At 72.6% G+C, this 26,509-nt stretch carries 22 protein-coding genes; 8 read left to right on the plus strand and 14 right to left on the minus strand.

From position 1 onward, the window contains the following. Positions 1-7: 7 nt before the first annotated feature. Together ASC77_RS22660 and ASC77_RS22665 are read right to left on the minus strand one after the other, a co-directional pair. A complete protein-coding gene (locus tag ASC77_RS22660; protein ID WP_056158377.1) occupies positions 8-226 on the minus strand; it encodes a hypothetical protein in 219 nt (72 codons plus the stop codon). A gap of 39 nt (positions 227-265) precedes the next feature. Beyond that, entirely contained in the window at positions 266-1,693 is a 1,428-nt protein-coding gene (locus tag ASC77_RS22665; RefSeq protein ID WP_056158379.1) for an MFS transporter, read from the minus strand. Between the two features lie 77 nt (positions 1,694-1,770). Here ASC77_RS22665 and ASC77_RS22670 point away from each other — a divergent pair, with 77 nt between their 5' ends. Both ASC77_RS22670 and ASC77_RS22675 read left to right on the plus strand, forming a co-directional pair. Then, a complete protein-coding gene (locus tag ASC77_RS22670) occupies positions 1,771-2,364 on the plus strand; it encodes a TetR/AcrR family transcriptional regulator (RefSeq protein ID WP_082575232.1) in 594 nt (197 codons plus the stop codon). Further along, positions 2,361-2,975 carry a Maf family protein gene (locus tag ASC77_RS22675; protein WP_056158387.1) on the plus strand — a complete coding sequence of 205 codons (615 nt, stop codon included), beginning with the start codon at positions 2,361-2,363 and terminating at the stop codon, positions 2,973-2,975. Before ASC77_RS22670 ends, ASC77_RS22675 begins: the two co-directional genes overlap by 4 nt. Here the strand turns inward: ASC77_RS22675 and ASC77_RS22680 are convergent. The 8 genes from ASC77_RS22680 to ASC77_RS22710 all read right to left on the minus strand — a co-directional run bounded on the left by ASC77_RS22680 (position 2,917) and on the right by ASC77_RS22710 (position 11,093). Next, positions 2,917-3,501, minus strand: coding sequence for a GtrA family protein (locus tag ASC77_RS22680; protein ID WP_056158390.1), 585 nt, complete (start codon positions 3,499-3,501; stop codon positions 2,917-2,919). The two genes, ASC77_RS22675 and ASC77_RS22680, sit on opposite strands and share 59 nt — an antisense overlap. A 26-nt stretch (positions 3,502-3,527) precedes the next feature. Beyond that, positions 3,528-4,196: an NADPH-dependent F420 reductase gene (locus tag ASC77_RS22685; RefSeq protein WP_056158391.1), complete on the minus strand. Its 669-nt coding sequence runs from the start codon at positions 4,194-4,196 to the stop codon at positions 3,528-3,530. Positions 4,197-4,244: 48 nt separating this feature from the next. Then, the gene (locus tag ASC77_RS27910; protein ID WP_414813207.1) at positions 4,245-4,346 is read right to left on the minus strand and encodes an MFS transporter small subunit; all 102 of its coding nucleotides are present in this window, start codon (positions 4,344-4,346) and stop codon (positions 4,245-4,247) included. Then, positions 4,343-5,740 (minus strand): OFA family MFS transporter, encoded by a 1,398-nt coding sequence (locus ASC77_RS22690; protein WP_056158394.1) that lies wholly within the window; start codon positions 5,738-5,740, stop codon positions 4,343-4,345. The genes ASC77_RS27910 and ASC77_RS22690 overlap by 4 nt, the downstream gene beginning before the upstream one ends. A 66-nt stretch (positions 5,741-5,806) precedes the next feature. Continuing rightward, complete coding sequence (locus ASC77_RS22695) at positions 5,807-6,991, minus strand: acyl-CoA dehydrogenase family protein (protein WP_056158645.1); 1,185 nt, start codon at positions 6,989-6,991, stop codon at positions 5,807-5,809. A gap of 32 nt (positions 6,992-7,023) precedes the next feature. Continuing rightward, the gene (locus ASC77_RS22700; protein WP_056158397.1) at positions 7,024-7,917 is read right to left on the minus strand and encodes a GAF domain-containing protein; all 894 of its coding nucleotides are present in this window, start codon (positions 7,915-7,917) and stop codon (positions 7,024-7,026) included. A 22-nt stretch (positions 7,918-7,939) separates the two neighbouring features. After that, on the minus strand, positions 7,940-9,397 hold the full coding sequence (locus ASC77_RS22705; protein ID WP_056158400.1) for a chemotaxis protein CheW: 1,458 nt from the start codon (positions 9,395-9,397) through the stop codon (positions 7,940-7,942). 4 nt (positions 9,398-9,401) lie between these two features. Continuing rightward, complete coding sequence (locus ASC77_RS22710; protein WP_056158404.1) at positions 9,402-11,093, minus strand: PAS domain-containing methyl-accepting chemotaxis protein; 1,692 nt, start codon at positions 11,091-11,093, stop codon at positions 9,402-9,404. A 258-nt stretch (positions 11,094-11,351) separates the two neighbouring features. On the opposite strand from ASC77_RS22710, the gene ASC77_RS22720 reads away from it, so the two are divergent. Beyond that, positions 11,352-13,121 carry a biotin carboxylase N-terminal domain-containing protein gene (locus ASC77_RS22720; RefSeq protein ID WP_200945112.1) on the plus strand — a complete coding sequence of 590 codons (1,770 nt, stop codon included), beginning with the start codon at positions 11,352-11,354 and terminating at the stop codon, positions 13,119-13,121. 58 nt (positions 13,122-13,179) lie between these two features. Here the strand turns inward: ASC77_RS22720 and ASC77_RS22725 are convergent, their stop codons facing one another. Together ASC77_RS22725 and ASC77_RS22730 are read right to left on the minus strand one after the other, a co-directional pair. After that, on the minus strand, positions 13,180-15,726 hold the full coding sequence (locus tag ASC77_RS22725; protein ID WP_082575235.1) for an ABC transporter permease: 2,547 nt from the start codon (positions 15,724-15,726) through the stop codon (positions 13,180-13,182). A 3-nt stretch (positions 15,727-15,729) separates the two neighbouring features. Next, entirely contained in the window at positions 15,730-16,512 is a 783-nt protein-coding gene (locus ASC77_RS22730; RefSeq protein WP_056158420.1) for an ABC transporter ATP-binding protein, read from the minus strand. Between the two features lie 206 nt (positions 16,513-16,718). Here ASC77_RS22730 and ASC77_RS22735 point away from each other — a divergent pair, with 206 nt between their 5' ends. Next, positions 16,719-18,020 (plus strand): sensor histidine kinase, encoded by a 1,302-nt coding sequence (locus ASC77_RS22735; RefSeq protein WP_056158423.1) that lies wholly within the window; start codon positions 16,719-16,721, stop codon positions 18,018-18,020. 1 nt (position 18,021) lies between these two features. Next, positions 18,022-20,037, plus strand: a complete 2,016-nt coding sequence (locus ASC77_RS22740) for a GAF domain-containing protein (RefSeq protein ID WP_056158426.1) — start codon at positions 18,022-18,024, stop codon at positions 20,035-20,037. Here ASC77_RS22740 and ASC77_RS22745 read toward each other — a convergent pair. Both ASC77_RS22745 and ASC77_RS22750 read right to left on the minus strand, forming a co-directional pair. Next, positions 20,008-20,373, minus strand: coding sequence for a response regulator transcription factor (locus ASC77_RS22745; protein WP_056158430.1), 366 nt, complete (start codon positions 20,371-20,373; stop codon positions 20,008-20,010). The two genes, ASC77_RS22740 and ASC77_RS22745, sit on opposite strands and share 30 nt — an antisense overlap. A gap of 18 nt (positions 20,374-20,391) precedes the next feature. Then, positions 20,392-21,069: a response regulator transcription factor gene (locus ASC77_RS22750; protein WP_056158433.1), complete on the minus strand. Its 678-nt coding sequence runs from the start codon at positions 21,067-21,069 to the stop codon at positions 20,392-20,394. Positions 21,070-21,112: 43 nt separating this feature from the next. Between ASC77_RS22750 and ASC77_RS22755 the strand changes: the two genes are divergently transcribed. The 3 genes from ASC77_RS22755 to ASC77_RS22765 are packed head-to-tail and all read left to right on the plus strand — an operon-like array spanning position 21,113 to position 26,505. Beyond that, positions 21,113-21,592, plus strand: a complete 480-nt coding sequence (locus ASC77_RS22755) for a PH domain-containing protein (protein ID WP_056158435.1) — start codon at positions 21,113-21,115, stop codon at positions 21,590-21,592. Then, positions 21,589-23,109 (plus strand): PH domain-containing protein, encoded by a 1,521-nt coding sequence (locus ASC77_RS22760; RefSeq protein ID WP_056158438.1) that lies wholly within the window; start codon positions 21,589-21,591, stop codon positions 23,107-23,109. The genes ASC77_RS22755 and ASC77_RS22760 overlap by 4 nt, the downstream gene beginning before the upstream one ends. 9 nt (positions 23,110-23,118) lie before the next feature. Continuing rightward, positions 23,119-26,505, plus strand: a complete 3,387-nt coding sequence (locus ASC77_RS22765; RefSeq protein ID WP_056158441.1) for a pyruvate carboxylase — start codon at positions 23,119-23,121, stop codon at positions 26,503-26,505. The last annotated feature ends 4 nt before the right edge of the window (positions 26,506-26,509 follow it).

Here is a 26,509-nt window from a genome sequence, read left to right on the forward strand (position 1 = left end):
CGCGCCATCATGCCAAGCGAGGCGCCTGCTTCCCGGTCCGCCCCACCCGGTCGGACGCGGGCCGGCCCGGACGACTGCCGGTCCTCCCGCGTCGGGCTGCGACGGTGCGACGGTGACCGACGACGAGGCTGCCGACGGTGGCGACCGCGACGAGAGCGGCGAGCGCGGCGATGGTGAGGAAGACCGCGAGGAGGATCGTGATCGTGGTGGTGTCGTAGCTCAACATGAGGGACTCCTTGTCGGTTTCGGGATCGTGCTGTCGATCTCAGGCCCGGCCGCGGCTGCGACCAGGAGCGAACAGGCTGGCGACCGCGGCGACCGCGACCGCCCCGGCACCCGTCAGCAGGGCGGGCCCGATCGCGCCGTCGTAGCCGGTCGGAGTGATCTCGCCGCCGTTGCCGAGGAAGACCGCGACCAGGACCGCGATGCCCAGCGCCACGCCGAACTCACGGATCGTGGAGTTGGCCGAGCTGGCGATCGCGAAGTCGCTGTCCGGCAGGCCGTCGAGCACCATCGAGGCGCCCGGGGCGAACACCAGGCCCATGCCGACGCCGGCGAGGACCAGCGGCACCAGGAAGGACGAGTACGACGACCCGTTCTCCGTGATGACGGCGAACCAGACCAGCGAGGTCGTCTGCAGCACCAGGCCGGTGAACAGCAGCGCCCGGTAGCCCAGCCTCCCCACCAGCGCGCCGGCGATCGGGGCGACCACCATCGGGGCCGCGGTCCACGGCAGCGTGCGGAGGCCGGCCTGCAGCGGCGTGTAGCCCTGGACCACCTGGAGGTACTGCGCCAGCAGGAAGACGGTCCCGAACATGCCGAGCGTGAACATCAGGAAGATGACGTTGGCGACGGCGAACTTGCGCTCGGCGAAGAGCCGCAGCGGGAGGACGGCGTACGACCGGCCCCGCGCCCACAGCACGTACGCCGGCAGCAGCAGCCCGGCGAGGACCAGCGGCCCGAGCACGCGGGGGTCGCTCCAGCCGTCGTCGTTGCCGTGCACGATGCCCCAGATGCCGAGGAAGACCGCGCCACCGAGCAGCAGGACCCCGGCCGGGTCCAGCCGCTGCCACGCGCCCTTCGACTCCGAGATCGCGACCACGATGAGCGGCAGCGCCACGATCGCGACCGGCACGTTCAGCCAGAAGATCGCCTGCCAGCTGACGCCCTCGACGACCGCGCCGCCGATGACGGGGCCGAGCGCGACGCCGAGGCCGGAGACGCCGCCCCAGATGCCGATGGCGGCGGCTCGCATGGCCGGCGGCACCGCCGCGGCCAGCAGGGTCAGCGACAGCGGCATGATCGCCGCGGCACCGAGGCCCTGGACGGCACGGGCGGCGATCAGCGCCTCGGAGGTGGTGCTCAGCGCCGAGGCGATCGACGCGAGGGTGAAGACGGTGATGCCGGCGAGCATCACCCGGCGCCGTCCGATCCGGTCGCCGAGCGTCGCGGCCGGGAGCATGAACGTCGCGAAGGTGAGCGTGTAGGCGTTCATGAACCACGACAGCTGACCGACCGAGGAGCCGAGGTCGCCCTGGATGACCGGCAGCGCGCTGGTCATCACGAGGTTGTCGAGCGTGGCCATGAACATCGGGAGCGAGGCGGCGACGATCGCGACCCACACCGGGATGTGGCGTCGTCGGACCGCGGGCTGGTCCGGGCCTACGACCCGGGGTTCGTCGAGAGTGGTCATCAGGTTCTCCGTCGAAGAAGGCATTGAATGATTACTTATGTCCTGACAGTAAGTAATCGACTGATAACATGTCAACCATGAACGCCGAGAAATCCAGCCGGATGTCCGCCGAGGCCCGTCGGGCCCTGGTCCTGGAGGCCGCCACCCGGGCCTTCGCCCACGGCGGCTACCACGGCACCAGCACCGACGCGGTCGCCAAGGAGGCCGGTGTCTCCCAGCCGTACGTCGTGCGCATCTTCGGCACCAAGCTCGACCTCTTCCTCGAGGTGTTCGAGGGCTCGGTCGGCCGGATCAAGGCGGCGTTCGAGGCGGTCCTGGCCGACGGCCCGTTCGACCCCGCGAGCGAGGACGACAAGGCCCGGATGGGGCTCGCCTACACCGAGCTGCTGCGTGACCACGACTTCCTGCAGGTGATGATGCACGGCTTCTCGAACGGCGACGTCCCGGAGATCGCCGCCGCCGCGCGTCGGTGCATGGGGGCGGTGTTCGCGACCATCCAGCGCACGGGGTGGGACGACGAGCAGGTCCGCGACTTCGTCGCGTACGGGATGCTCCTCAACGTGATGATCTCGATGCGGGCGCCCGAGCACCTCGAGCCCGGCGACCCGCTCACCACGCTCGCCACCTGCGCGTTCGGCGACGACCTCGAGGTGCTTCAATCGCCGGCGTGACCACTCCCGCCCTCAGCCTCGTCCTGGCCTCCCAGTCCCCCGCGCGCCTCGCCACCCTGCGCAGCGCGGGGATCGAGCCGGTGGTGATCGTCTCCGGCGTCGACGAGGACCAGCTGGCGGACCTGCCGCCCGCCGAGCTCGCGCTCCAGCTCGCCGAGCTGAAGTGCGCCGCGGTCGCCGCGCGCGACGACGTGCCGGACGGCGCCCTGGTCCTCGGCTGCGACTCCGTCCTCGAGCTCGACGGCGAGGCGCTCGGCAAGCCCGGCGACGCCGCGACCGCGACCCGGCGCTGGCAGGCGATGCGCGGCCGCTCCGGCGTCCTGCAGACGGGCCACTGCCTGCGCGACACGGCGACCGGTCGGGTCGCAGCGGCCACCGCGTCCACGACGGTCCACTTCGCCGACGTGACCGACGACGAGATCGCGGCGTACGTCGCGACCGGGGAGCCGCTGGTCGTGGCCGGCGCGTTCACCGTCGACGGCCTCGGCGGCGCGTTCGTCACCGGCATCGAGGGCGATCACCACAACGTGGTCGGGGTGAGCCTGCCGCTGGTCAGGGAGCTGGTCGCCGAGCTGGGTCACTCGTGGACGGAGCTGTGGGCTCCTCGCTGACGTCGACCGGTGCGTCCAGCGGCTCGATGTCCAGCTCGGCCAGCTCGAAGACCTGCAGCGGGTGCTGCTTGAGGTCGGCGAGGTGCACGGGCCGCTGGAAGACGAGGGTGCGGAACAGGTAGAAGCGGGCCGCCATGCCGAGGAACAGCCCGATCATGTTCGCGGCCACGTTGTCGGAGAACGGGTCGTCGAGGTCGAGGACGTTGCGGCTGATCCACAGGCAGGCGATCGGGATCAGCATCGTCACCAGGTTGATGATGACGAAGAGCAGGCGGCCGCCGTCGGCGGTGCGCGGCGGACGGTCCTTGAACACCCAGGTGCGGCTGCCGCGGTAGCTCACGACCATGCCGACCAGGTTGGCGATCACGAACGCCAGGTAGGGCTGACCGGAGAGCGGGGCGTCCCAGCCGGTGTGGAAGCCGTGGACGAGGAAGTTGAAGATCAGGATCGCCACGATCGTCGCGAGACCACCCACCGCGAGGAAGCGGTAGGCCTCGGTGAAGATCCGATGCCAGCGGCTTCCCATACCGAAAGGCTAACCGCTCGCCACGCTCAGGCCCGCAGCGACGGCCCTCGCACCACCTTGATGTTGAAGTCCGAGCCGCCGAGCACGACCGCCGTACGAACCCACAGTGCCAGGAACATCTCCGGTCCGCGGGCCGTCTCGAGGGCGCCGAGGTCGATCACGTCGGTGTGCCCGAGCTCGCGCAGCAGCGCGGACACGGTCGCCTTGGCGTCGGCGTCGTCCCCCGACACGAAGACCGTCGTCTCCTCCCCCAGCCGGGCCGGGTCGACCATCACCGCGTTGTTCATCGTGTTGAGCGTCTTCACCACCCGGGCGCCCGGGTGCGCCCGCTGCACCTGCTCGGCGAGCGAGTCGTCGTCCTTGACGAACAGGCGCGGCGGGAAGCCGTGGCTGTGGTCGAGCGGGTTCGAGAGGTCGACCAGCACCCGGCCGGCGAGGTCGTCGCCGACCTCGGCGAGCACCCCCAGCGCCACGTCCCCGCCCAGGGCGTTGACGACGAGGTCGGCCTCAGCCGCCGCCTCCCCGAACACGACCAGGCGTACGCCGGGGTGCGCGGCCGCCCAGTCGACGTGGTCCTCACGGCCGGCCGTCGCCGCCGGGTCGCGGGTGGCCATGGTGACGGCGTGGCCCAGGTCGTCGAGGCGGCCGGCGACGGCGCGACCGACCGCCCCGGTGCCCAGCACGGAGATCTTCATGACGCCGACGCTAGAACCTCAAGCGCGGATGAGGTCAAGGAGTGGCGCTCAGCCGGTGAACAGGTCGGACGCCTTGCGCAGCGTCTCGACCAGGCCGTAGGCCAGCGGGACACCGACGAGGGTCCAGGCGAGGACGATCCGGGCGGTCATGCCGCACTCCTCTCGAGCTCCGGGGAACGGTCGGGTTCGTGGTGGCGCGGGTCGACCGGCCGGATCAGCAGGTTGGCGACGAAGCCGACGGCAAGGACGCCCACCATCGTCAGCAGCGCGGGCTGGTAGGCCGACGCCGTCAGCTCTCCCGGCGTCCCCTTCGCGTCGAGGAAGCGGTTGACGATGAGCGGCCCGGCGACCCCGGCCGCCGACCAGGCGGTCAGCAGCCGACCGTGGATCGCGCCGACCTGGAAGGTGCCGAAGAGGTCGCGCAGGTAGGCCGGCACGGTGGCGAACCCCCCGCCGTAGAACGACAGGATGATCGCCGCGAGCAGCACGAACAGCGCGACCGTGCTGTCACCGACGGTGGCGAGGAGCAGGTAGAGCACCATCCCCCCGCCCAGGTAGAGGAAGTAGATCGGCTTGCGGCCGACCACGTCGGAGGTCGACGACCACACGAACCGCCCGGCCATGTTGGCCAGCGAGAGCAGCCCGACGAAGCCCGCCGCCGCCGTCGCGGTGACGGACGAGGTCCCGCTGTCGTCGCGGAAGAAGTCCTGGATCATCGGCGCGGCCTGCTCGAGGATGCCGATGCCGGCCGTCACGTTGCAGAAGAGGACGAGCCAGAGCAGCCAGAACTGCGGGGTGCGGATCGAGGTCGCCGCCGACACGCTGGCGGTGGTGACCAGCTTCTTCTCCGCGACCTCGGCCGGGTCCCAGCCCTCAGGCCGCCAGTCCTCGGCGGGCACCCGGATCGTGAAGGCGCCGAACATCATGAAGGCGAAGTAGACGATGCCGAGCGTGACGAAGAGCAGCATCACGGCGTGGCCGCTGGCGACCGAGGCCGGGTCCGTGGCGTCGTACCCGCTGTCGTAGAGCGACAGCAGCCGCGCGCTCAGCGGGCTGGCGATCAGCGCGCCGCCACCGAAGCCCATGATCGCCAGCCCGGTCGCGAGGCCGGGCCGGTCGGGGAACCACTTGATCAGGGTCGAGACCGGCGAGATGTAGCCGATGCCGAGTCCGATGCCGCCGATCACGCCGTACCCGAGGTAGACCAGCCACAGCTGGTCGGTGCCGACGCCGAGCGCGGCGACCAGGAACCCGGTGGCCCAGAAGCAGGCGGCCGTGAACATCGCGGCGCGCGGGCCGTTGCGGTCCACCCACGTGCCGCAGACGGCTGCCGAGAGCCCCAGCATCACGATCGCGATGGAGAAGACCAGCCCGATGCGGGTCAGGTTGGAGTCGAAGTGCTGGACCAGCGCGGTCTTGTAGACGCTGGTCGCGTACACCTGACCGATGCACAGGTGGACGGCGAGCGCCGCGGGAGGGACCAGCCATCGGCTGTAGCCGGGCCCGGCGACGATGCGGTCGCGAGCGAGGAACGACGGAACCACGGGATAACTCCTCCGAGTAGGGGTCGACGACCTCCGTACCCAGTGGTGACGCCCGTCACGCGTGGGCTACTCGACCGGCAGGCCGAGCCCCCGCGCGATCAGCATCCGCTGCACCTCCGAGGTGCCCTCGCCGATCTCGAGCACCTTGGCGTCGCGGTAGAACCGGGCGACGGGGTACTCCTCCATGAAGCCGTAGCCACCGAAGACCTGCGTCGCGATCCGGGTCGCGGTCACCGCCGACTCCGTGGCGTAGAGCTTCGCGACGGCGGCCGCCTGCTTGAACTCCTTCACCGGAGCGCCGCCGTCCTTCATGGCCGCCGCCTTGTAGGTCAGCAGCCGGCTCGCGTGCAGCATCACCTCGAGGTCGGCGACCTGGAAGGCCACCCCCTGCTTGCGCCCGATCGGGCCACCGAACGTCTGCCGCTCGCCGGCGTACTCGAGGCTCATGTCGAGGCAGGCCTGGATGCAGCCGACCGCGAGCGCCGCGATCGCGACCCGGCCGTCGTCGAGGGTCGCGAGGAACTGGGCGTAACCGCGGCCGCGCTCGCCGAGCAGGTTGGCCTCGGGGACGCGGGCGTCCACGAACGTGAGCGGGTGCGTGTCGGAGGCGTGCCAGCCGAGCTTGTCGTACGCCTTCTCGGCGGTGAAGCCGGGCGTGCCGCTCGGCACCATGATCGTGCTGATCTCCGGCTTGCCGTTCTCCCGCTCGCCGGTGCGGGCCGTGACCGTGACCAGGCTCGTGATGTCGGAGCCGGAGTTGGTGATGAACTGCTTGGCGCCGTTGACGACCCACTCGCCGTTCTCGACGACCGCCTTGGTCCTGGTGGCACCCGCGTCGGAGCCGGCGCCGGGCTCGGTCAGGCCGAAGCCCGCGAGCCGCTCGCCCGACACCAGGTCGGGCAGCCAGGTCTGCTTCTGCTCGTCGGTGCCGTAGGTCAGGATCGGGTTGATGCCGAGCCCGACCGCGGCCTCGAGGGTGATGCCCATCGACTGGTCGACCCGGCCGATCTCCTCGATCGCGACGCACAGGCTGGTGAAGTCGCCGTCCTCGCCGGCGCCGCCGTACTCCTCCGGGGCGGTGAGCCCGAAGAGGCCCAGCGCGCCCATCTTCTGCACGACGTCGACCGGGAAGTGGTGCTCCCGGTCCCACTGGGCGGCGTGCGGGGCGATCTCGGCCTCCGCGAAGTCGCGGACGCTGCGGCGGAACTCCTCGTGCTCGCGGGACAGCTCGTAGGACGACTGAGTGGTCATGAGCCGCACCCTAGCCGTTTGGTTAGCGATTGTTAACCTGCGGTGGTCTGCCCCGCGGCCCGCGCCTCGCGGCGACGCTCCAGCTCGGCGACGATCGCGGCCGCCTCCTCCTGGAGCACGGCGACGTCCTCGGCCGTGAACGCGCGCGGGACGACGTCGATGACGCAGCAGCTGCCGAGCACCTCGCCGCGCGAGGTGAGGAGCGGGGCACCGGCGTAACTGCGTACGCCGTCGTGGACGGTGGTCGGGTTGTGGCGGTGGATCACGTCGTCCTGGACGTCCGGGACGACGTACGGCTCCCGGGTCCGCACGCTCGTCGCGCAGAACGACCACTCCAGCGGGTTCCCACGCGCCTCCGCGATCCAGGTGCCCCGGCCGCCGTACGCGCCGACGAGGCAGAGCGCGCCGCCGAGCACCACGCTGACGCCACCGAGCGCGGTCCCGAGGCGCTGGGCGACCCGGGCGGCGGCCTGGTCCAGCTCGACCCGCACCGTGTCCGCGAAGGGGTCCAGCGACAGGATCTCCTCGATGACGGCCGGGCCGGGCGTCCGGGTCTGCAGCAGGGTGTCCATCGCGGACCTCGCCCAGTCCCACGCGGGCGGGCGCGCGTCGCCGCCCCGGGCCCGGATCGACCGGTACGTCGCGAGCCGGACGCCCATCGCCCGCCCCACCAGCCCTGCCGGGCCACCGATGCCGCGGAGGGCCTCGGTCAGCTGCTCGAGCTCGTCGAGCGACGGGTCGTCGAGGGGGTGGCCCAGGCCGGCCCGCTCGCAGGCCGCCTCCCAGGTCAGCTCGACCGGCTCGGTCGTGCCGACCCGCAGGGCCTGGCGGAGGTCGTCACCCGTCGGCGCGCGCAGGCCGTGGCTGCGCAGCTTGCCGGGTGATCCGGTCGTGTCGCTGGTCAGTCCCGAGCAACTGACGGTCATGTGTCTGCCTATCCGGTGGAGGTCATGCCGCCACCGGCGCGGTCGCCGGGGCGTGGGTGGGGCCCAGCGAGGCCGCGAGGCCCCGGAGGTCGAGTGCGGGGAGGAGCCGCGCGTCGCCGTCCAGGCGCACCAGGGGTGCGTCGTGGACGGCCCTCGTGGGGTCCTCGAGGGGTCGGCCACGGTGGTCCGGGTCCGTCCACACGAGCGGCTCGATGCTGCCGAGCCCGTCGACCGCGAACGCCACCTGCTCGGCGGCGTGGTCGACCAGGAGCAGGCAGGAGGAGGGACCCCTCTCGGCGGCCTCGCGGCCGAGCAGCCGCGCCAGCGACAGGACCGGGACGGCCCGGCCGCGGTGCACGACCAGCCCCTCGACCAGGTCGACCGGCGACGGGGTCAGCGCGCCCGGGAGCGGCAGGATCTCGGCGACCTGGTCCAGCGGCGTGGCGAGCGTGCTGCCGCCCGAGGTGTAGGTGACGTACGCCGGGCCGGCGGTGGCGCCGCCCGCGAGCACGTCTGCGAGGTCGCCGCCGGCCGCCGTGGCTCCGGCGACGTCGACGTTGACGGTGGCGAGAGCGCCCAGGTCGGGGTCGCGACGCAGGCCGGTGCCGTCGAGCACCAGGCAGGCACCGTCGTCCAGCTCCAGGACACCGCGCACCAGCTCCGGGCGTGCGTTCGCGAACCCGGGCACGAGCAGCACGCCTGTCTCCCGGCTCCGCAGCGCGACCAGGTCCGTGACGGCCAGCACGACCAGGCCGCGGCCGAGGTCGAGGACGACCCCGGCGCGGACGTCGTCCTCGCCCATCGGAGCCAGGCCGACCAACCGGAGCGGGTCGACGACCGGCACCTCGCGCCCGGCGTACGTCGTGACGCCCAGGCAGTCGCCACCGGTCAGCAGGCCCTTCCGGACCTCGGTGAGGGGGATCGTGGTGTGGATCGCGCCGACCTCGACCGCGAGCAGCTGCGAGCCGCAGCGCACGAGCGTCAGGCTCTCGCCGTGCTCCGGGCCAGCGGCCGCGGTCGTCTCGGTCGCGACCTGCTCCGCCACGGTCGGGACCCCCGGCAGCGCGAGCAGCTGCGCCGCGTCGAGCACGCCGACCGGCCGTGCCTCCTCGTCGTGCTGGAAGGCGTGCGAGACCAGCAGCGCGCCCGAGGCGGCCGTCAGCGGCAGCAGCTCCGTCTCGGCGACCCGGGTCACGCCGCACACCCGGTCGACGACCAGGCCGACGACCCGGCGCTCGTGCGCGACGACGACCACGACCTGCTCGCCGGGCGCCGCGTCCGTGCGCCCCAGCAGCGGCCGGAGGTCGACGACGGGGAGCACGGTCGTGCGCAGGCTCATCGCGCCGACCAGGCCGGGAGCGACCGCCGGCAGCGCCGCGAGCGTGGCGGGTCGCGCCACGACCTCGCGCAACGCAGAGAGCGGGAGCGCCAGGTCGAGGTCGCCGAGCTGGAGCAGCCCGTAGACGGGATCGACGGTCATCCGCTCAGGCGTCCTGGGTCACCGAGGCGAGCTGGTCGATCAGGCTGTTGACCTGCTCCGACGCCTCCTGCTGGACCCGGGTGGACGCCGAGATCGTGCGGATCGCCTCGTTGGTGCGGGTCACGCTCGTCACGATGCGCTCGAAGGCGACCTCCGCGCGCTGCGAGACCGCCGAGCCCTGGTTGACCCGGTCGGCGGACTCCTCGATCAGCCGCCCGATCTGCTGGGCCGCCTCGAAGGACCGCTCCGCGAGCTTGCGGACCTCGCCCGCGACGATCGAGAAGCCGACGCCGTGCTCACCGGCCCGCGCGGCCTCGATGGACGCGTTGAACGCCAGCAGGTTGGTCTGGCCGGCGATCTCACCGATCACCTTGACGATGTCGCTGATCGCCGTCGACGACTTCTGGATCAGCGAGATCGCCTCGATCGACGCACGCAGCGCCTCGACGCCCTGCTCGGCGTTCGCGTGGGTCTCGGCGGCGAGCTCGGTCGCCGTGCGCGACTGCGTCGCGATCTCCGTGATCGAGCCCGCGAGCTCCCGGACCGAGCCGGTCATCTGCCGGGTGCCGTCGTCGATGCGCTGCTCGCGCTCGACCTCGGGCGTGACGTCGTACGCGTACTTGATGACCTTGGCGACGTTGCCACGCAGGTCGAGGACGGGGTTGTACGTCGCCTGGATGTAGACGTCGCGGCCGTACTTGCCCTTGCGGTGGAACCGGCCGGCGATGATCTCGCCCTTGCCCAGGCGCAGCCAGAAGTCGCGGTACTCCGTGGAGCGCGTGTAGTCCTCGGAGCAGAAGAGGCTGTGGTGCTGACCGACGATCTCGCGCAGCGAGTAGCCGATCGTGCGCAGGAAGTTCTCGTTCGCGTCCAGGACGATGCCCTCGAGGTCGAACTCGATGACCGCCTGAGCGCGGTCGACCGCGTCGGCGCGGGCCACGATCTCGGCGTTCGCCTGCTTGGCGGCCGTGATGTCGGTCGCGAACTTCACGACCTTCATCGGGGCGCCCTTGGCGTCGAGGACCGGGTTGTACGTCGCCTGCAGCCACACCTCACGGGCACCCTTGCCGAAGCGGCGGTACTCCCCCGCCTCGTACTGGCCGGCGGCGAGCCGCTCCCAGAAGTCGGCGTACTCCTGGCTCTGCGCGTGCTCGGGCTCGACGAAGAGCCGGTGGTGCTTGCCCTGGATGTCGGGCAGCGCGTAGCCGACGACGTCGAGGAAGTTGCGGTTGGCGTTCAGGATCCGGCCCTCGAGGTCGAACTCGATGACGGCCTGCGCCCGGTCGATGGCCGCGACCTTGCCGAGGTGGTCGGCAGCGACGCGCTTGGCCTCCGTGACGTCCTGGGCGATCTTGACGATCCGCGTCGGATGACCCTCCTCGTCGAGGACCGGGTTGTACGTCGCCTGCAGCCAGATCTCGCGACCGTCGCGCGTCAGCCGCAGGAACACGTCCTGGACGAAGGTGCCGGCCCGCAGCCGCGCCCAGAAGTCGGCGTACGCCGGCGTCTCGGCGTGCTCGGGCGTGCAGAACATCCGGTGGTGGTTGCCCTTGATGGCGGGGAGGGCGTAGCCCATCAGGTCGAGGAAGTTCTGGTTGGCGGTGATGACGGTGCCGTCGAGGTCGAACTCGATGACGGCCAGCGAGCGGTCCAGGGCCGCGACGAGCCCCGTGAGATCGCGATCGGGGTCGGGCATGGTGAGGGTGCTCCTCGGGGTCGTCGCCGGTTCAGTCCTCCGGCTGTCCATCCCGGTGATCGGCGCGACGGACGCGTCCATGAGCGAAATTGCCGAGACCGGACGAGTCGGCCGATCCGACCAAACTTCTGCTTGGTGCGAGATGGGCCACACGGACACCGGGGCCCCGTCGGGCCCGGCTGGCGATACCCTGCCGGGCGGGTCGTGAAAGATCCGCCATGTCTGGAAGCAGGAGGGGTAGTGCCCGAGAGCAAGCCGTTGCAGAAGGTCCTGATCGCGAACCGCGGCGAGATCGCGGTCCGCGTCATCCGAGCGTGCAAGGACGCCGGCATCGGCAGCGTCGCCGTGTACGCCGAGCCAGACCGGGACGCGCTGTTCGTCCGGATCGCCGACGAGGCGCACTCGCTCGGCGGCGCGACGCCGGCCGACTCCTACCTGGACATCGCCAAGATCATCGCGGTCGCCGAGAGGTCCGGCGCCGACTCGGTGCACCCGGGCTACGGGTTCCTCGCGGAGAACGCCGAGTTCGCCCAGGCCGTCATCGACGCCGGGCTGACCTGGATCGGTCCCCCGCCGGCCGCCATCGAGGCGCTGGGCGACAAGGCCAAGGCGAAGCACATCGCCGTCAAGGCGGACGCCCCGCTCGCGCCCGGCACCAAGGACCCGCTGAAGGACGCCGACGAGGCCGTGCGGTTCGCGGAGGAGAACGGTCTCCCCATCGCGATCAAGGCCGTCTTCGGCGGCGGCGGCCGCGGCCTCAAGGTCGCCCGCACCCTCGAGGAGATCCCCGACGCCTTCGAGTCGGCCGTCCGCGAGGCGGTCTCCGCCTTCGGTCGCGGCGAGTGCCTGGTCGAGAAGTTCCTCGACAAGCCGCGCCACGTCGAGACCCAGTGCCTCGCCGACCAGCACGGCAACGTCGTCGTGGTGTCCACCCGCGACTGCTCGCTGCAGCGTCGCAACCAGAAGCTCGTGGAGGAGGCGCCCGCGCCGTTCCTCTCCGAGGAGCAGCTCACCGAGCTCTACGAGTCGTCGAAGCGGATCCTCAAGGAGGCCGGCTACTACGGCGCCGGCACCTGCGAGTTCCTGGTCGCCCAGGACGGCTCGATCTCGTTCCTCGAGGTCAACACCCGCCTCCAGGTCGAGCACTGCGTCTCCGAGGAGGTCACCGGCATCGACCTGGTCCGCGAAATGTTCCGGATCGCGGCCGGTGAGGAGCTCGGCTACGGCGACCCGGAGATCCGCGGCCACTCGATCGAGTACCGCATCAACGCCGAGGACGGCGGCCGCAACTTCATGCCGGCCCCCGGCACCCTCTCCTCGTGGAGCCCGCCGAGCGGCCCCGGCGTCCGCCTCGACGGCGGCTACGAGAACGGCGAGACCATCCCCGGCTCGTTCGACTCCCTCATCGCCAAGCTGGTCGTCACCGGCCGCGACCGCACGCAGGCGCTGGAGCGCTCGCGCCGGGCCCTGGACGAGTTCGTCGTCGACGGCATGCCGACCGTCATCCCCTTCCACCAGGCGGTCGTGCGCGACCCGGCGTACGTCGGCCCCTCGAACCCGACCGGCGAGGGCTCGTTCGACGTCTACACGCAGTGGATCGAGACGGACTTCGACAACCAGATCACGCCGTACGGCGGCGAGAGCGCGGAGGCCGAGGAGGCCGGGGAGCGCCAGACCGTGGTCGTCGAGGTCGGCGGCAAGCGGCTCGAGGTCGTCATCCCCGGCGGTCTGGGCGGCCTCGCCGCGGGTCCGGCAGCGGGCGCGAAGAAGGCCAAGCGCGCCGGCGGCAAGAAGGCCGGCGCCAAGGTCAGCGGCGACGCCGTGGCCAGCCCGATGCAGGGCACCGTCGTCAAGGTCGTCGTCGAGGAGGGCCAGGAGGTCGCCGAGGGCGACACCATCGTGGTCATCGAGGCGATGAAGATGGAGCAGCCGCTCAAGGCCCACAAGGCCGGCACCGTCACCGGCCTGCAGGCCGAGGTCGGCGCCACCATCGGCAACGGCGCGGTCGTCTGCGAGATCAAGGACTGACAGACGCACGTACGACGACGGCCCCCGGGATGTCCCGGGGGCCGTCGTCGTCGACAGCTCAGTCGGTGACCACCGCCTTCAGCACGTCCACCTTGGCGGCGGACCGGGCGGGACCGACTGCGGCGAGCACGCCCGCCGCGGCGGCGACGGCCAGGTAGACCACGATCTGCGCGACCGGGACCGAGACCGACTTGATGCCCTCGTCCTTGAGGACCTGGGAGAGCGCCAGACCGATGCCGGTGCCGAGGACCGCACCGCTCACCGCGCCGATCAGCGAGATGACGGCGGACTCCCACCGGACCATCGCCCGGACCTGGCCGCGGGTCATGCCGACCGCACGCAGGAGGCCGAGCTCCCGGGTGCGCTCGAAGACCGACAGGGCCAGGGTGTTGACGATGCCCAGCAGGGCGATCACGACGGCCAGGGCCAGCATCACGGTGACGAAGGTCAGCAGGCCGTCGATGAACCCGGTGGCGACCTTCTGGTAGCCCTCCTTGTCGAGCACCTGGGCGTCCGGGTGGTCGGCCAGGGCCGCGTCGATCGCGTCCTGGACCTGCCCCACGTCGGCACCCTGGTCGACGGTGACCAGCGCCGACGACACCAGCTGCGCCCCGGCGAAGGCGTTCTGCTCGGCCACGCTGATGACGTAGTCGTCGCCGATCCAGCCCTTGGCGTCGTACACCCCGACGATCCGGAGCGTGTGGTCGCCGCTCTGCGCGAACTGGGCCGGGACGGTGTCGCCCAGCGTCCAGCCGTGCGCGGTCGCTGCCGACCTCGACACCACCACGCCGTCCTTGCCGAGGTCCGCGAAGGAGCCCTGCGAGACGTCGAGGTTCATGACGTCGTCGGCGTTGCTCGGGTCGACGGCCGAGTAGCTCGACGGCCCACCGGCGAAGCGCGCCTCACCCCAGCCGTTGGCCGAGACCTCGGCGACCCCGTCGACCGCCTTGACGGCCTCCACGGCGGCCGGGCTGAAGCCCGGTGCCTGGGTGCTCGTCGTGGCGACGTACAGGTCCGCGTCGGTCCGGTCGTCGAGCACGTCACCGAAGGACGTCTTCAGGGACGAGGCGAACACGCCCATGCTGACGACCAGGGTCAGGCCGATCATCAGGGCAGCGGCGGTGGCGGAGGTACGACGCGGGTTGCGCGTCGCGTTCTGCCGGGCCAGCTCGCCGGGCATGCCGCGCAGCTTGAGCGGAGCAGCGATGGCGGCGGCCAGCGGTCGCACCGCGAGCGGCAGGGTGACCAGGACGCCGATCATCAGGGCCAGGAGACCCAGGCCGAACACCTTGAACGACGCGCCGCCGTACAGCGACCAGAGCATGGCCCCGGCGCCGGCCGCGGCGACGACGATGCCGACCACGGCCCGGACCACGGACGGCCTCTCCGCGCCAGGAGTCGACTCGCGCAGCGCCTCGATCGGCAGCACCTTGGTCGCGCGGCGGGCCGGCACCAGGGCCGCGACCACCGTGACGCCGGTGCCGACCAGGAGCGAGGCCCAGATCGCCGAGGACGGGACCTGCAGCGCGGTGAACGGCAGGGCGAGCCCGACGCCGTCCATCAGCATCTTCAGCCCCTTGGCGACCAGGACGCCGAGCCCGATGCCGGCCGCGGACGCGGCCAGGCCGAGGACCAGCGCCTCGAGCAGGAGGTTGCCGAGGACCTGGCGGCGGCGGGCGCCCAGCGCCCGGAGCAGCGCGATCTCCCGGGACCGCTGGGTCACGGTCATCGTGAAGGTGTTCCAGATGATGAAGGAGCCGACGAACAGGGCGATCGCGGCGAAGATCCCGAACAGGATGCCCACGATCTTGAAGTTCGCCTTGGTCGCGTCGGCGTTCTCCTGGGCGACGGCGGCGCCGGTGACGGCCTCGGTGCCCGCAGGGATCACCTCGGACAGCCGGTCGGCGAGCTCCTGCTGGGAGACGCCCGGGTCGGCGCTGACGTCGATGGCGTCGAACTCGCCCGGCGAGCCGAGCACCTGCTGGGCGGTCGCGGTGTCGAAGTACGCCGACGTCGTGCCGCCGAGATCCTTGATCCCGTCGCCGTAGCCGACGGTGCCGACCACGGTGAACTCCTGGGTCGGGCCCTGGAACAGCACCTTGATGGTGGAGCCGAGCGCGATGTCGTGGTCCTCGGCGCTGGTGGCGTCGATGGCGACCTCGTGCGCGCCGTGCGGCTCGTGGCCGGACAGCAGCTCGACCTGGCCGCGCAGCGCCTCGTCGGCGGGCATGGAGTACCCGTTCGTCGGTGCGCCGCCGTTGGTGGTGATCGCGCGTCCGTCGTTGTCGGTCAGCAGGGCGTAGCCGCTGACCGAGCCGGCGGCGGCGCGGACGCCGTCGACGCCCCGGACCTGGTCGAGGACATCGGCAGAGATCGGTCCCCGGTCGGTGCCGACGCCCTCGGAGGAGGTGTACGGCGCGTGCGTGCGCACGACCGCGTCGGTGCCGGAGGAGATCTTGCCGAACAGCATGTCGAAGGCGATCCCCATCGTGTTCGTGAGGATCAGGGTGCCGGCGAGCAGCGCGACGCCCAGGGCGATCGAGGAGGTCGTGAGCAGCAGGCGCAGCTTGTGCGCCAGCATGCCGCGGAGGGTTGCGGTCAACATCGGTCAGTCCCCCAGGTGCTTGAGCTGGTCGAGAACGGCATCGGCCGACGGCGCGAACATCTCGTCGACGACGTGGCCGTCGGCGAGGAAGAGCACGCGATCGGCGTAGCAGGCCGCCGCCGGGTCGTGGGTGACCATGACGACGGTCTGGCCGAGGTCGTCGACGGCGGTGCGCAGGAAGCGGAGCAGCTCGGTCCCGGACCGGGAGTCCAGCGCGCCCGTCGGCTCGTCGGCGAAGACGATCTCGGGGCGCGAGGCCAGGGCCCGGGCCGCGGCGACGCGCTGCTGCTGGCCGCCGGACAGCTCCGAGGGACGGTGGCCGAGCCGGCCGGCGAGGCCGACCGTCTCGACGATCGAGGCCACCCAGTGCGGGTCCGGCTTGCGTCCGGCGATCTTCATCGGCAGCACGATGTTCTCCGCGGCCGTCATCGTCGGCAGCAGGTTGAACGACTGGAAGATGAAGCCGATCCGGTCGCGGCGCAGGGTGGTGAGCGCCTTGTCCCGGAGCGAGGTGATCTCGGTGTCGCCGAGGTGCACCGTCCCCGAGGTCGGCCGGTCGAGGCCCGCGAGGAGGTGGAGCAGCGTCGACTTGCCGGAGCCGGACGGGCCCATGATCGCGGTGAAGCGACCTCGGTCCAGCTCGACACTGACGTCGTCGAGCGCGGCGACGGTCGCCTCGCCCACGCCGTACACCTTCGTGAGGTGCTCGGCGCGGGCGGCGATGCTGGCACCGACGGCCGCGCCGGGGTGGCCGGGGATGGTCGTGGCGGTGATGGTGGGGGTCATGGTGGTGGTTCTCCTTGTCGTGTCGCCCGCCGGTCGGAGGGCGTAGGACGAGCACACCGCTCCGAGGTGCCCCGACGGGATGGGGCTGGGCGCCGGGCCGGGGGCGCTGACCGCGCGCTGCGGGGGGCTGTGCGTGCGGCTTTCCCCACCCCCGGAGTTCGGTTTCCTCCCTCCCCGGCGAGCGCGGACGCGCGCACACTGCTGGCATGAGCGCGATTCGCCCCGGTCAGAGGTGGCGCCGGCACACCCGGCGCGAGCTGCTCGCGGCCGCCCTGGTCGGCGCCGGGCTGACCGCCTTCGTCGTGCTCACCTACGTGGTGGTCGTCCTCGGCGGCGGTGTCCTCCTCGGGAGGACGTCCTCGCCGAGCCTCGCGCTGTCCGTCCTGGCGACCGCGGTCGTCGCGGTCGCCTTCGACCCCGTGCAGCGGCGACTGGAGCGCTGGACGACCCGGACCGTGCTCGGTGGCCGCGCCTCGCCGTACGACGTGGTGCGCAGGTTCACGACCACGCTGGCCGACCAGCACCCCGACAGCGAGCTGCCGGAGCGGCTGGCGCGCGTGCTGCGGGACGGGACGGGCGCCGAGTCCGCGCAGGTGTGGGTCGACATGGTGGACCGCGGCGTCCTCGCGGCCACCTGGCCGCCCGGCCACGTCGTCGGCCCGGGCGCCCACGCCCGCCGGATGCCGGTGCGGCACGGTGGCGACGACCTGGGGGCGCTCGTCGTCTTCCATCCGCCGGACGTCACCCTCACGACGGTCGAGGAGCGACTCTTCGCCGGGCTCGCCGACCAGGCCGCCCTGGTGCTGCGCGGAGCGCGACTGCGCGCCGAGCTCCAGGACCGGCTCGACCAGCTCTCGACCCGCGCCGAGGAGCTGCGGGTCTCCCGCGAGCGGCTGGTCGACGCCCACGACGCCGAGCGCCGGAGGCTGGAGCGCGACATCCACGACGGCGCCCAGCAGCACCTCGTCGCGCTCGCGGTCAACCTGCGCCTGGCGGGCACGCTCGCGACGAGGTCGCCGGAGCGTGCGGCGACCCTGCTCGCCGAGCAGGAGCAGGCCGCCGTGGATGCCCTGGAGACGCTGGTGCGGCTGGCCCGCGGCATCTTCCCGCCCGGGCTCGAGGAGGGCGGGGTCGCCGGGGCGCTCCGGGCCGCACTCGGCGCCGACCCCGCGGTCGAGCTGGTCGCGACCGGCGTCCGCCGCTACCCGTCGCCGGTCGAGGCGACGGCGTACTTCTGCTGCCTCGAGGCCGTGCAGAACGTGGTCAAGCACGCGGCGGCCTCGACCACCCGGGTCGAGCTGATCGGGACGCCGGAGGTGCTCGAGCTCAGCGTCGTCGACGACGGACGCGGGTTCGACTCCGCGGCCGTGAGCGGGTCGGGCCTGACCAACATGCGCGAGCGGGTGGAGTCCGTGGGCGGCCGGCTCGTGGTGGTCTCCGCACCCGGGCGCGGCACGCGCGTGCACGTCCTGCTGCCGGCGACCCTGCCCAGCCGGTCGGCGGTGTGACGTGGACGCCGCCCGCGTCACCCGCGCCCTCGCGTGGACCACGGTCGTGCTGGCGGTGGCCGACGTGGTCGTGGCGGCCCAGGCCGTCCCGCTCACCTCCGAGACCGCGATCGCCGTGCACGGGTTCCCCTTCGTCGAGCTCGCGGTGGTCGGCTCCGCCGTGCTGGGCGCGCTGATCGTCGCCCGCTACCCGCGCCACCTGATCGGGTGGCTGCTGACCATCGTGGGGGTGACGGGTGCGGTCTCGCTCGTGACCGAGGCGTACGCCTTCTGGGTCCAGGAGAACGACGGGCCGGGCCCGGCCGCACTCGGCGACATCGCCGCCTGGCTCTCGACCCTCACCGGCGGCCAGGTGTCGATCGCCGGCCTGGCCCTGATGTTCCTGCTCGCGCCGGACGGCCACCTGCTCTCGCGCCGCTGGAGGTACGCCGCCTGGGTCATCGTCGTCGGCGCGGCGCTGTGCCTCCTCGCCGTCCTCACCATGTCGCCGATCGGCTACCACCTGCTCACCGACGAGGCGCAGATGGGGCCGACGCGTCGCCTCGCGCTCTCCGTCGGCTTCCTGGCGATCATCGCCGGGCTCATCGCGTCCGTCGCCTCGATGCTGGTGCGGTGGCGCCGCAGCAGCGGCGACCAGCGCCGCGCGCTCCGGCTGATCGCGCTCGCCGCCGCGTTCCCGGCCATCGGCGTGGTCTGCCTGCTGGTGGTGCAGAGCCTCAACGGCGATCGCCAGACCTGGGCCGCGGCGCTGCCGCTCTTCGTGTCGTACTTCCTGATGCCGGTCCTGTTCGCGGTCGCCGCCCTGCGGCACCGGCTCTACGAGCTCGACGTCATCATCAACCGCACCGCCGTGGTGGTCGCGGGCGTGGTGTTCGCGGCGGTCGGCTACACGGCGGTGGTCGTCACGCTCGGCCGGGTGGTGGAGGGCACCGGACGCGGCTTCTGGCTGTCGCTGGTCGGCACGGCGGTCGTCGCGCTCGCCTTCCAGCCGCTGCGCCGCGGCGTGGTCCGGCTGGCGAACCGGCTCGCCTACGGGCAGCGGGCGCAGCCGTACGAGGCCCTCGCCGACTTCAGCCGGCGGCTGGCCGCGGCACCACCACCGGGCGCCCTGATGCCGGCCGTCGCCGAGACAGCGGGCCGGGCGGTGTCGGCGCCCGGCGCGGTCGCCTGGCTCGACGTACCGGGCGGGGAGCCGCTGACCGGCACGTGGGGCGACGGCACCGCGGGGTGGGGCCACACGATCCCGGTGCGCCTCGACGGCCGCGTCCTCGGGACCATCGGCGTCGCGCTCCCCCGCGGCCGGGACCTCGGCGACGCCGACCGGCGGCTGCTGGAGGCCGTCGCCCAGCAGGCCGCGGTCGCGTTCGGCAACACCGTGCTCGCCGGACAGCTCGCGGCCCACGTCGACGAGCTCGAGCACACCACCCACCGGCTCACCCGGTCGCGGCTCCGGCTGGTCGAGGCGGACGACGCGGCGCGCCGGAGCCTGGAGGCGACCATCGGCCGGGAGGTGCTCCCCCTCATCGCAGACCTGCCGACCCGGATCGCGGCGGTGCGCACCGACGTCGCGACCGGGGGCGCCGCGACGGGCATCGACGGGCTGGTCACCGACACCAACCGGGCGCTCGAGGGGCTGCGTGAGCTGAGCCGCGGCGTCTTCCCCTCCCAGCTGGCCCGGGCTGGTCTGGAGCCGGCCCTGCGGACGACGCTGGCGCGGACCGACCGCGCGCCGGCGCTGAGCGTCGACGGCGTGGCCGGGCTCCGGTTCTCGCCGCGGGTCGAGGCGGCGCTGTACTTCTGCTGCGCGGAGGCGGCGCGGCGGGGCGGCAGCGCGCTGCAGCTCGGTCTCGACGGCGACGAGGTGCGGCTCCGGGTCGAGGGCCTGGACACCGGCGGGCTCGACCTCGAGGCGATCGCCGACCGGGTGGGTGCGGCCGGTGGGACAGCGACGGCGGAGGACGGTGTCCTCCTCGTGTCGGTCCCGGCGTCACCCGCGGGCGTCGCTCCACGCGGCTGAGAGCCGGTCCGGCCCGAGGTCGGCCTTCGCGATGTACGCCGCAGCGCCGCTGCCCGCCAGGTCCACCTGGTCGGCGTCGTAGGTCGAGAGCAGCACCACCACGGGTCCGTCCGGGTCGGCGGTCAGGCGCTGCGCGGCCTCGATGCCGTCCATCCCCGGCAGGTTGACGTCCATCAGCACGAGGTCGGGCCGCTGCTCCGTCACGGCGACCAGCGACTCCTCGCCGGTGGTGGCCGTCCCGACGACGGCGAAGCCGTCGGTCGCCGCGACGACCGAGGCCATCGCCCGCCGGTAGGGCTCCTGGTCGTCGACGATCAGCACCCGGACGTCGGCCACGGCGTCAGCTCCTCCCCCTCATCGCGACGAGCCGCCGGTGGCCTCGAGGTAGGCGAGGACGGCCATCACGCGGCGGTTGGTGTCGGACTCGCTGACGAGCCCGAGCTTCTGGAAGACCGATCCGACGTGCTTCTCGACGGCCCGCTCGCTCATGTAGAGCGCCTTCGCCGTGGCGGCGTTGCTCCGGCCGGTGGCTAGCTCGCGGAGCACCTCCAGCTCGCGCTCGGTCAGGCCACGCAGGGCGGAGCCGCCGTCCTGGTTCTTGCGCAGCAGCAGGCCCTCGACGACCTTCGGGTCGAGCGCAGAGCCACCCCGCGCCACGTCGTGCAGTGCCCGCACCAGCTCGTCCACCTCGGAGACGCGCTCCTTGAGCAGGTAGCCGAGCCCTTCCACCCCCTCCGACAGCAGCTCGAGCGCGTAGTCCTCCTCGACGTACTGCGAGAGCACCACCACGCCCGTGCCCGGGTAGCTGGCCCGGATCCGCTTCGCCGCGTCGATGCCCTCGGTCGTGAACGTCGGCGGCATCCGGATGTCGGTCAGCACGGCGTCCGGCCGGTGCGTGGCCACGGCGCGCATCAGCGAGTCGGGGTCGGACGCCGTCTCGACCAGGTCGACCTCGGCGGCCTCGGCCAGCAGCCCGGCGACACCCTCGCGCACCAGGTAGTTGTCGTCTGCGAAGACGACGCGCACGGTCATGGGCTCACTGTAGGGCTGCGCACGGCCCCGCTAGCCTCACAGCATGCAGCTGCGTGAGCCCAGCGAGCGGGTGAGTCCGCGGGCGCGGCTGATGTGGGGGACGGCGGCGGCGCTCGAGGGCGCGATGCTGGTCGCGCTGCTCGTCGTGGTCGGACCGGTCACCGACTGGCTGCCCATCCACGTCTGGGCGGTCGTCCTGGTCGGCCTCGTGGCCGCGGCGTACGCCGTCGGGATGCCGGTGTGGCGTTACCGCGTGCACCGCTGGGAGGTCACCGACACGGCCGTCTACACCCAGACCGGCTGGTGGGTGCGGGAGCGCCGGATCGCGCCGATGTCGCGGATCCAGACGGTCGACCACGCCGAGGGCTTCCTCGCGCAGGTCTTCGGGCTGGCCACCGTGACCGTCACGACCGCGTCGGCCGCCGGCGCGCTCGAGATCGTGGGGCTCGAGCGGCAGCGGGCCCTGGCCCTCGTCGCCCAGCTGACGATCCAGGCCGACACCGTCCCCGGCGACGCGACGTGACACCCGAGGAGGACTGGCAGCGGCTCGACCCACGCATGCTGCTGGTCTACCCGTTCCGCGAGCTGGTCCGGTTCCTGCCGGTGCTGCTCGGCATCTTCGTCGCCGGCACCGCGTCGGGCCGCACCGACTGGTGGCACGGGCTCGGCATCGCGATCCCGATGGCACTCGGCGTGCTGCGCTACTTCACGACGTACTTCCGGATCACCGAGACCCGGGTCGAGCTGCGGCGCGGGCTGGTCAACCGGCACCGCCTGTCGACGCCGTTGGACCGGGTGCGGACCGTCGACGTCTCCGCCTCCCTCACCCACCGGGTGCTCGGCCTGACGACGGTCCGGATCGGCACGGGTACGGCGTCCAAGGACGACGAGGACCACCTCGACCTCGACGGGCTGCCCGCCGCCCGGGCCCGGGCGCTCCGCGGCGAGCTGCTGCACCTGGGCGCCACCGGCCCGACGGAGGCGGCGACCGACGACCGCGTCGTGGTCCGGCTCGACCCCACGTGGGTGCGGTTCGCGCCGCTGACGACCACCGGGCTGGTGCTGGCCGGAGCGGCGCTGGGCGTGCTGGCGCAGACGATCAACACCTTCGGCGGCTTCAACCGGGTCGACCCCGACGACCTCGCCGACAGCACCGCCGGCTGGTCGGTCGCGCTGGCGGTGCCGATCGGGCTGGTGCTCCTGCTCGTCGCGGTCTCGGCGCTCGCGATCGGCGGGTACGTCGTGACCAACTGGGGCTTCACCCTCACGCACACCGGACCCGCCGGGCGCGGGGCGTGGCACCTGCGTCGCGGCCTGCTGACGACCCGGGAGACCACCCTCGACGACGAGCGGGTCAGCGGCGTCACCGTCGCCGCGCCGCTCGGCCTGCGCCTGGCCCGCGGGGCTCGCGTCTCGGCGATCGTCACCGGTCTCGGCGGCGACTCCGCCGGCAGCTCGCTGCTGGCGCCCCCTGCGCCCCGCGGTGTCGTCGACGGGGTGGCGGGCGAGGTGCTCGGCCACCCCGAGCCGGTGGTCGCCGCTCTGGTCGGCCACGGGCCGCGCGCCCGTCGCCGCCGCTACACCCGGGCGCTGGTGCCGACGGCCGTCGTCGTGGTCGCGGCGGTGCTGCTCGTCGGCGTCGAGGAGTGGTCGACGTGGTGGCTCGCCGTCGCCCTCGCGCTCCCCGTCGCGGCTCTCGTGGCGCGCGACCGGGCCGCCTCGCTGGGACACGCGCTGCTCGCCGGGCACGTCGTGGCCCGCTCCGGCAGCCTGGACCGCCGCCGCGACGCCCTGGCGGTCCGCGGCGTGATCGGCTGGAACCTGCGCTCGAGCTGGTTCCAGCGCCGGGCCGGCCTCACCACCCTGGTCGCGACGACCGCCGGCGGACGGCAGGCGGTGACCGTGCTCGACGTACCGGAGGAGGCGGCGCTGGGCCTCGCCCACGCGGCCCTGCCGGACCTCGTCGGCCAGTTCCTCGTCGACCAGTTCCTCGTCTCGCCGGAGACGAGTGCCACAGCGCGCGATCGGCCGGACTCATAGGGTGACCGCATGTTCTCCAAGATCCTCGTAGCCAACCGCGGCGAGATCGCGATCCGTGCCTTCCGCGCGGCGTACGAGCTCGACGCCAAGACCGTGGCCGTCTTCCCGTACGAGGACCGCTGGTCCGAGCACCGGCTCAAGGCGGACGAGGCCTACGAGATCGGCGAGCGTGGGCACCCCGTCCGGGCCTACCTCGACCCCGACGCGATCGTCGCCGTCGCCGTGCGCGCGGGCGCGGACGCCGTCTACCCCGGCTACGGCTTCCTCTCGGAGAACCCCGCGCTCGCCGAGGCGTGCGCCAACGCGGGCATCACCTTCATCGGGCCGACCTCCGACGTCCTCGAGCTGACCGGCAACAAGGCCCGGGCGATCGCCGCGGCCAAGGCCGCCGGCGTCCCGACCCTGGCGAGCGTGGAGCCGTCCACCGACGTCGATGACCTCGTCGAGGCCGCCTCGGAGCTGCCCTACCCGCTCTTCGTGAAGGCCGTCGCGGGCGGCGGCGGGCGCGGCATGCGTCGCGTCGACGACCCCGCCCAGCTCCGCGAGGCGGTCGAGACCTGCATGCGCGAGGGCGAGGCCGCGTTCGGCGACCCGACCGTCTTCATCGAGCAGGCCGTGGTCGAGCCGCGGCACATCGAGGTGCAGATCCTCGCCGACGGCGAGGGCAACGTGATCCATCTCTTCGAGCGGGACTGCTCGGTCCAGCGGCGCCACCAGAAGGTCGTCGAGATCGCGCCGGCGCCCAACCTCGACCCCGAGCTGCGGGACCGGATGTGTGCCGACGCGGTGCGGTTCGCGAAGGAGATCGGCTACCGCAACGCCGGCACCGTCGAGTTCCTCCTCGACCCCCACGGCAACTACGTCTTCATCGAGATGAACCCGCGGATCCAGGTCGAGCACACGGTGACCGAGGAGGTCACCGACGTCGACCTCGTGCAGTCGCAGATGCGAATCGCGTCCGGCGAGACGCTCGACGACCTCGGCCTCTCCCAGGACACCGTCCGGCTGCGCGGCGCCGCCCTGCAGTGCCGGATCACCACCGAGGACCCGGCCAACAACTTCCGCCCGGACACCGGCGTGATCACGACCTACCGCTCCCCCGGCGGCGGCGGCGTGCGCGTCGACGGCGGCACTGTCTACACCGGCGCCGAGGTCTCCGCGCACTTCGACTCGATGCTCGCGAAGCTCACCTGTCGCGGCCGCACCTTCGAGAAGGCCGTCGAGAAGGCGCGCCGCGCGGTCGCGGAGTTCCGGATCCGCGGCGTCTCCACGAACATCCCCTTCCTCCAGGCCGTGCTGGCCGACCAGGACTTCGCCGCCGGTCACGTCACGACGTCCTTCATCGAGACCCATCCACAGCTGATGCAGGCGCGCGGCTCGGGCGACCGCGGCAGCAAGCTGCTCGGCTACCTCGCCGACGTCACCGTCAACCAGCCGCACGGGCCGGCGCCGGTCACCCTCGACCCGGCCACCAAGCTGCCCGCCGTCAACCTCGAGGTCCCCGCGCCCGACGGCACCCGCCAGCTGCTGCTCGAGGTCGGACCGGAGGAGTTCGCGCGTCGGCTGCGCGCCCAGAAGAACGTCGCGGTCACCGACACCACCTTCCGCGACGCGCACCAGTCGCTGCTCGCCACCCGGGTCCGCACCCGTGACCTGCTCAACGTGGCCGGCCACGTCGCGCGCACGACGCCGGAGCTGTGGTCGCTCGAGGCCTGGGGCGGTGCGACGTACGACGTGGCGCTGCGCTTCCTCTCCGAGGACCCCTGGGAGCGGCTCGCGTCGCTGCGCCAGGCCGTGCCGAACATCTGCCTCCAGATGCTGCTCCGCGGCCGCAACACGGTCGGCTACACGCCGTACCCGACCGACGTGACGAACGCCTTCGTCGAGGAGGCGGCGGCCACCGGCATCGACGTCTTCCGGATCTTCGACGCCCTCAACGACGTCGAGCAGATGCGCCCGGCGATCGAGGCGGTGCGCGCCACCGGTACGTCGGTGGCCGAGGTCGCGCTCTGCTACACCGGCGACCTGTCGAACCCCGACGAGGACCTCTACACGCTCGACTACTACCTGCGCCTCGCCGACCGGATCGTCGCGGCCGGCGCGCACGTGCTCGCGATCAAGGACATGGCCGGTCTGCTCCGGGTGCCGGCCGCGCACACCCTGGTCACCGCGCTGCGCGAGCGCTTCGACCTGCCGGTGCACCTGCACACCCACGACACCCCCGGCGGCCAGCTCGCGACCCTGCTCGCGGCGATCGACGCCGGCGTCGACGCGGTCGACGCGGCCACCGCCTCGATGGCGGGCACCACCTCGCAGCCGCCGATCTCGTCGCTCGTGTCGGCGACCGACCACGGGGCTCGCGAGACCGGGCTGTCGCTCGCGGCGATCAACGCGCTCGAGCCCTACTGGGAGGCGACCCGCCGGGTCTACGCGCCGTTCGAGTCCGGCCTGCCGGCCCCGACGGGGCGCGTCTACCGCCACGAGATCCCCGGCGGCCAGCTCTCCAACCTGCGCCAGCAGGCGATCGCGCTCGGCCTCGGCGAGAAGTTCGAGCAGATCGAGGACATGTACGCCGCGGCCAACGACATCCTCGGCCGGATCCCCAAGGTCACACCGTCGTCGAAGGTGATCGGCGACCTGGCGCTGGCGCTCGTCGGCGCCGGTGCCGACCCGGCGGAGTTCGCCGAGGAGCCCGGCAGGTTCGACATCCCCGACTCGGTCGTGGGCTTCCTCAACGGCGAGCTCGGCGACCCGCCCGGCGGCTGGCCCGAGCCGTTCCGCACCAAGGCGCTCGAGGGCCGCACCCACAAGCCGCCGATGGAGACGCTCACCGAGGAGCAGCAGGCGGGACTCGCCGGCGAGAGCCCCACCCGCCGCCGTACGCTCAACGAGCTGCTGTTCCCGGGCCCGACGCGCGAGTTCACCGAGTCGCGAGCCCGGTACGGCGACGTCTCGGTGCTCAACACGATCGACTACCTCTACGGCCTGCGCACCGGGGTCGAGCACGAGGTCGAGCTCCAGGAGGGCAAGACCCTCATCCTCGGGCTGCAGGCGATCAGCGAGCCCGACGAGCGCGGCTTCCGCACGGTGCTCGCGACCATCAACGGCCAGCTGCGCCCGGTCAACGTCCGCGACCGCAACGTCGCCTCGGACGTGGCCGTCGCGGAGAAGGCCGACACGAGCCAGCCCGGTCACGTCGCCGCGCCGTTCCAGGGCGTGGTCACGGTCGTCGTCGAGAAGGGCGCGTCGGTCCAGGCCGGCGACACCGTCGCGACCATCGAGGCCATGAAGATGGAGGCCTCGATCACCGCGCCGGTCGCGGGCACCGTGGAGCGGATCGCGCTCCCCGGCACCCAGGCCGTCGACGGCGGCGACCTGGTGCTGGTGCTGTCCTAGTTCG

The organism is Nocardioides sp. Root1257, from assembly GCF_001425175.1.
In the GTDB taxonomy this organism is placed as follows: Bacteria; Actinomycetota; Actinomycetes; order Propionibacteriales; family Nocardioidaceae; genus Nocardioides.

Bases quoted from the DNA above. Each gene is read 5' to 3' on its own strand.
- ASC77_RS22685 (WP_056158391.1), bottom strand. From the start codon at position 4,196: ATGAAGATCTCCGTGCTGGGCACCGGGGCGGTCGGTCGCGCCGTCGCC.
- ASC77_RS22755 (WP_056158435.1), top strand. From the start codon at position 21,113: ATGCAGCTGCGTGAGCCCAGCGAGCGGGTGAGTCCGCGGGCGCGGCTG.
- ASC77_RS22730 (WP_056158420.1), bottom strand. From the start codon at position 16,512: ATGACCCCCACCATCACCGCCACGACCATCCCCGGCCACCCCGGCGCG.
- ASC77_RS22705 (WP_056158400.1), bottom strand. From the start codon at position 9,397: ATGACCGTCGATCCCGTCTACGGGCTGCTCCAGCTCGGCGACCTCGAC.
- ASC77_RS22735 (WP_056158423.1), top strand. From the start codon at position 16,719: ATGAGCGCGATTCGCCCCGGTCAGAGGTGGCGCCGGCACACCCGGCGC.
- ASC77_RS27910 (WP_414813207.1), bottom strand. From the start codon at position 4,346: ATGACCGCCCGGATCGTCCTCGCCTGGACCCTCGTCGGTGTCCCGCTG.
- ASC77_RS22700 (WP_056158397.1), bottom strand. From the start codon at position 7,917: ATGACCGTCAGTTGCTCGGGACTGACCAGCGACACGACCGGATCACCC.
- ASC77_RS22695 (WP_056158645.1), bottom strand. From the start codon at position 6,991: ATGACCACTCAGTCGTCCTACGAGCTGTCCCGCGAGCACGAGGAGTTC.
- ASC77_RS22765 (WP_056158441.1), top strand. From the start codon at position 23,119: ATGTTCTCCAAGATCCTCGTAGCCAACCGCGGCGAGATCGCGATCCGT.
- ASC77_RS22665 (WP_056158379.1), bottom strand. From the start codon at position 1,693: ATGACCACTCTCGACGAACCCCGGGTCGTAGGCCCGGACCAGCCCGCG.
- ASC77_RS22750 (WP_056158433.1), bottom strand. From the start codon at position 21,069: ATGACCGTGCGCGTCGTCTTCGCAGACGACAACTACCTGGTGCGCGAG.
- ASC77_RS22710 (WP_056158404.1), bottom strand. From the start codon at position 11,093: ATGCCCGACCCCGATCGCGATCTCACGGGGCTCGTCGCGGCCCTGGAC.
- ASC77_RS22660 (WP_056158377.1), bottom strand. From the start codon at position 226: ATGTTGAGCTACGACACCACCACGATCACGATCCTCCTCGCGGTCTTC.
- ASC77_RS22670 (WP_082575232.1), top strand. From the start codon at position 1,771: ATGAACGCCGAGAAATCCAGCCGGATGTCCGCCGAGGCCCGTCGGGCC.
- ASC77_RS22680 (WP_056158390.1), bottom strand. From the start codon at position 3,501: ATGGGAAGCCGCTGGCATCGGATCTTCACCGAGGCCTACCGCTTCCTC.
- ASC77_RS22725 (WP_082575235.1), bottom strand. From the start codon at position 15,726: ATGTTGACCGCAACCCTCCGCGGCATGCTGGCGCACAAGCTGCGCCTG.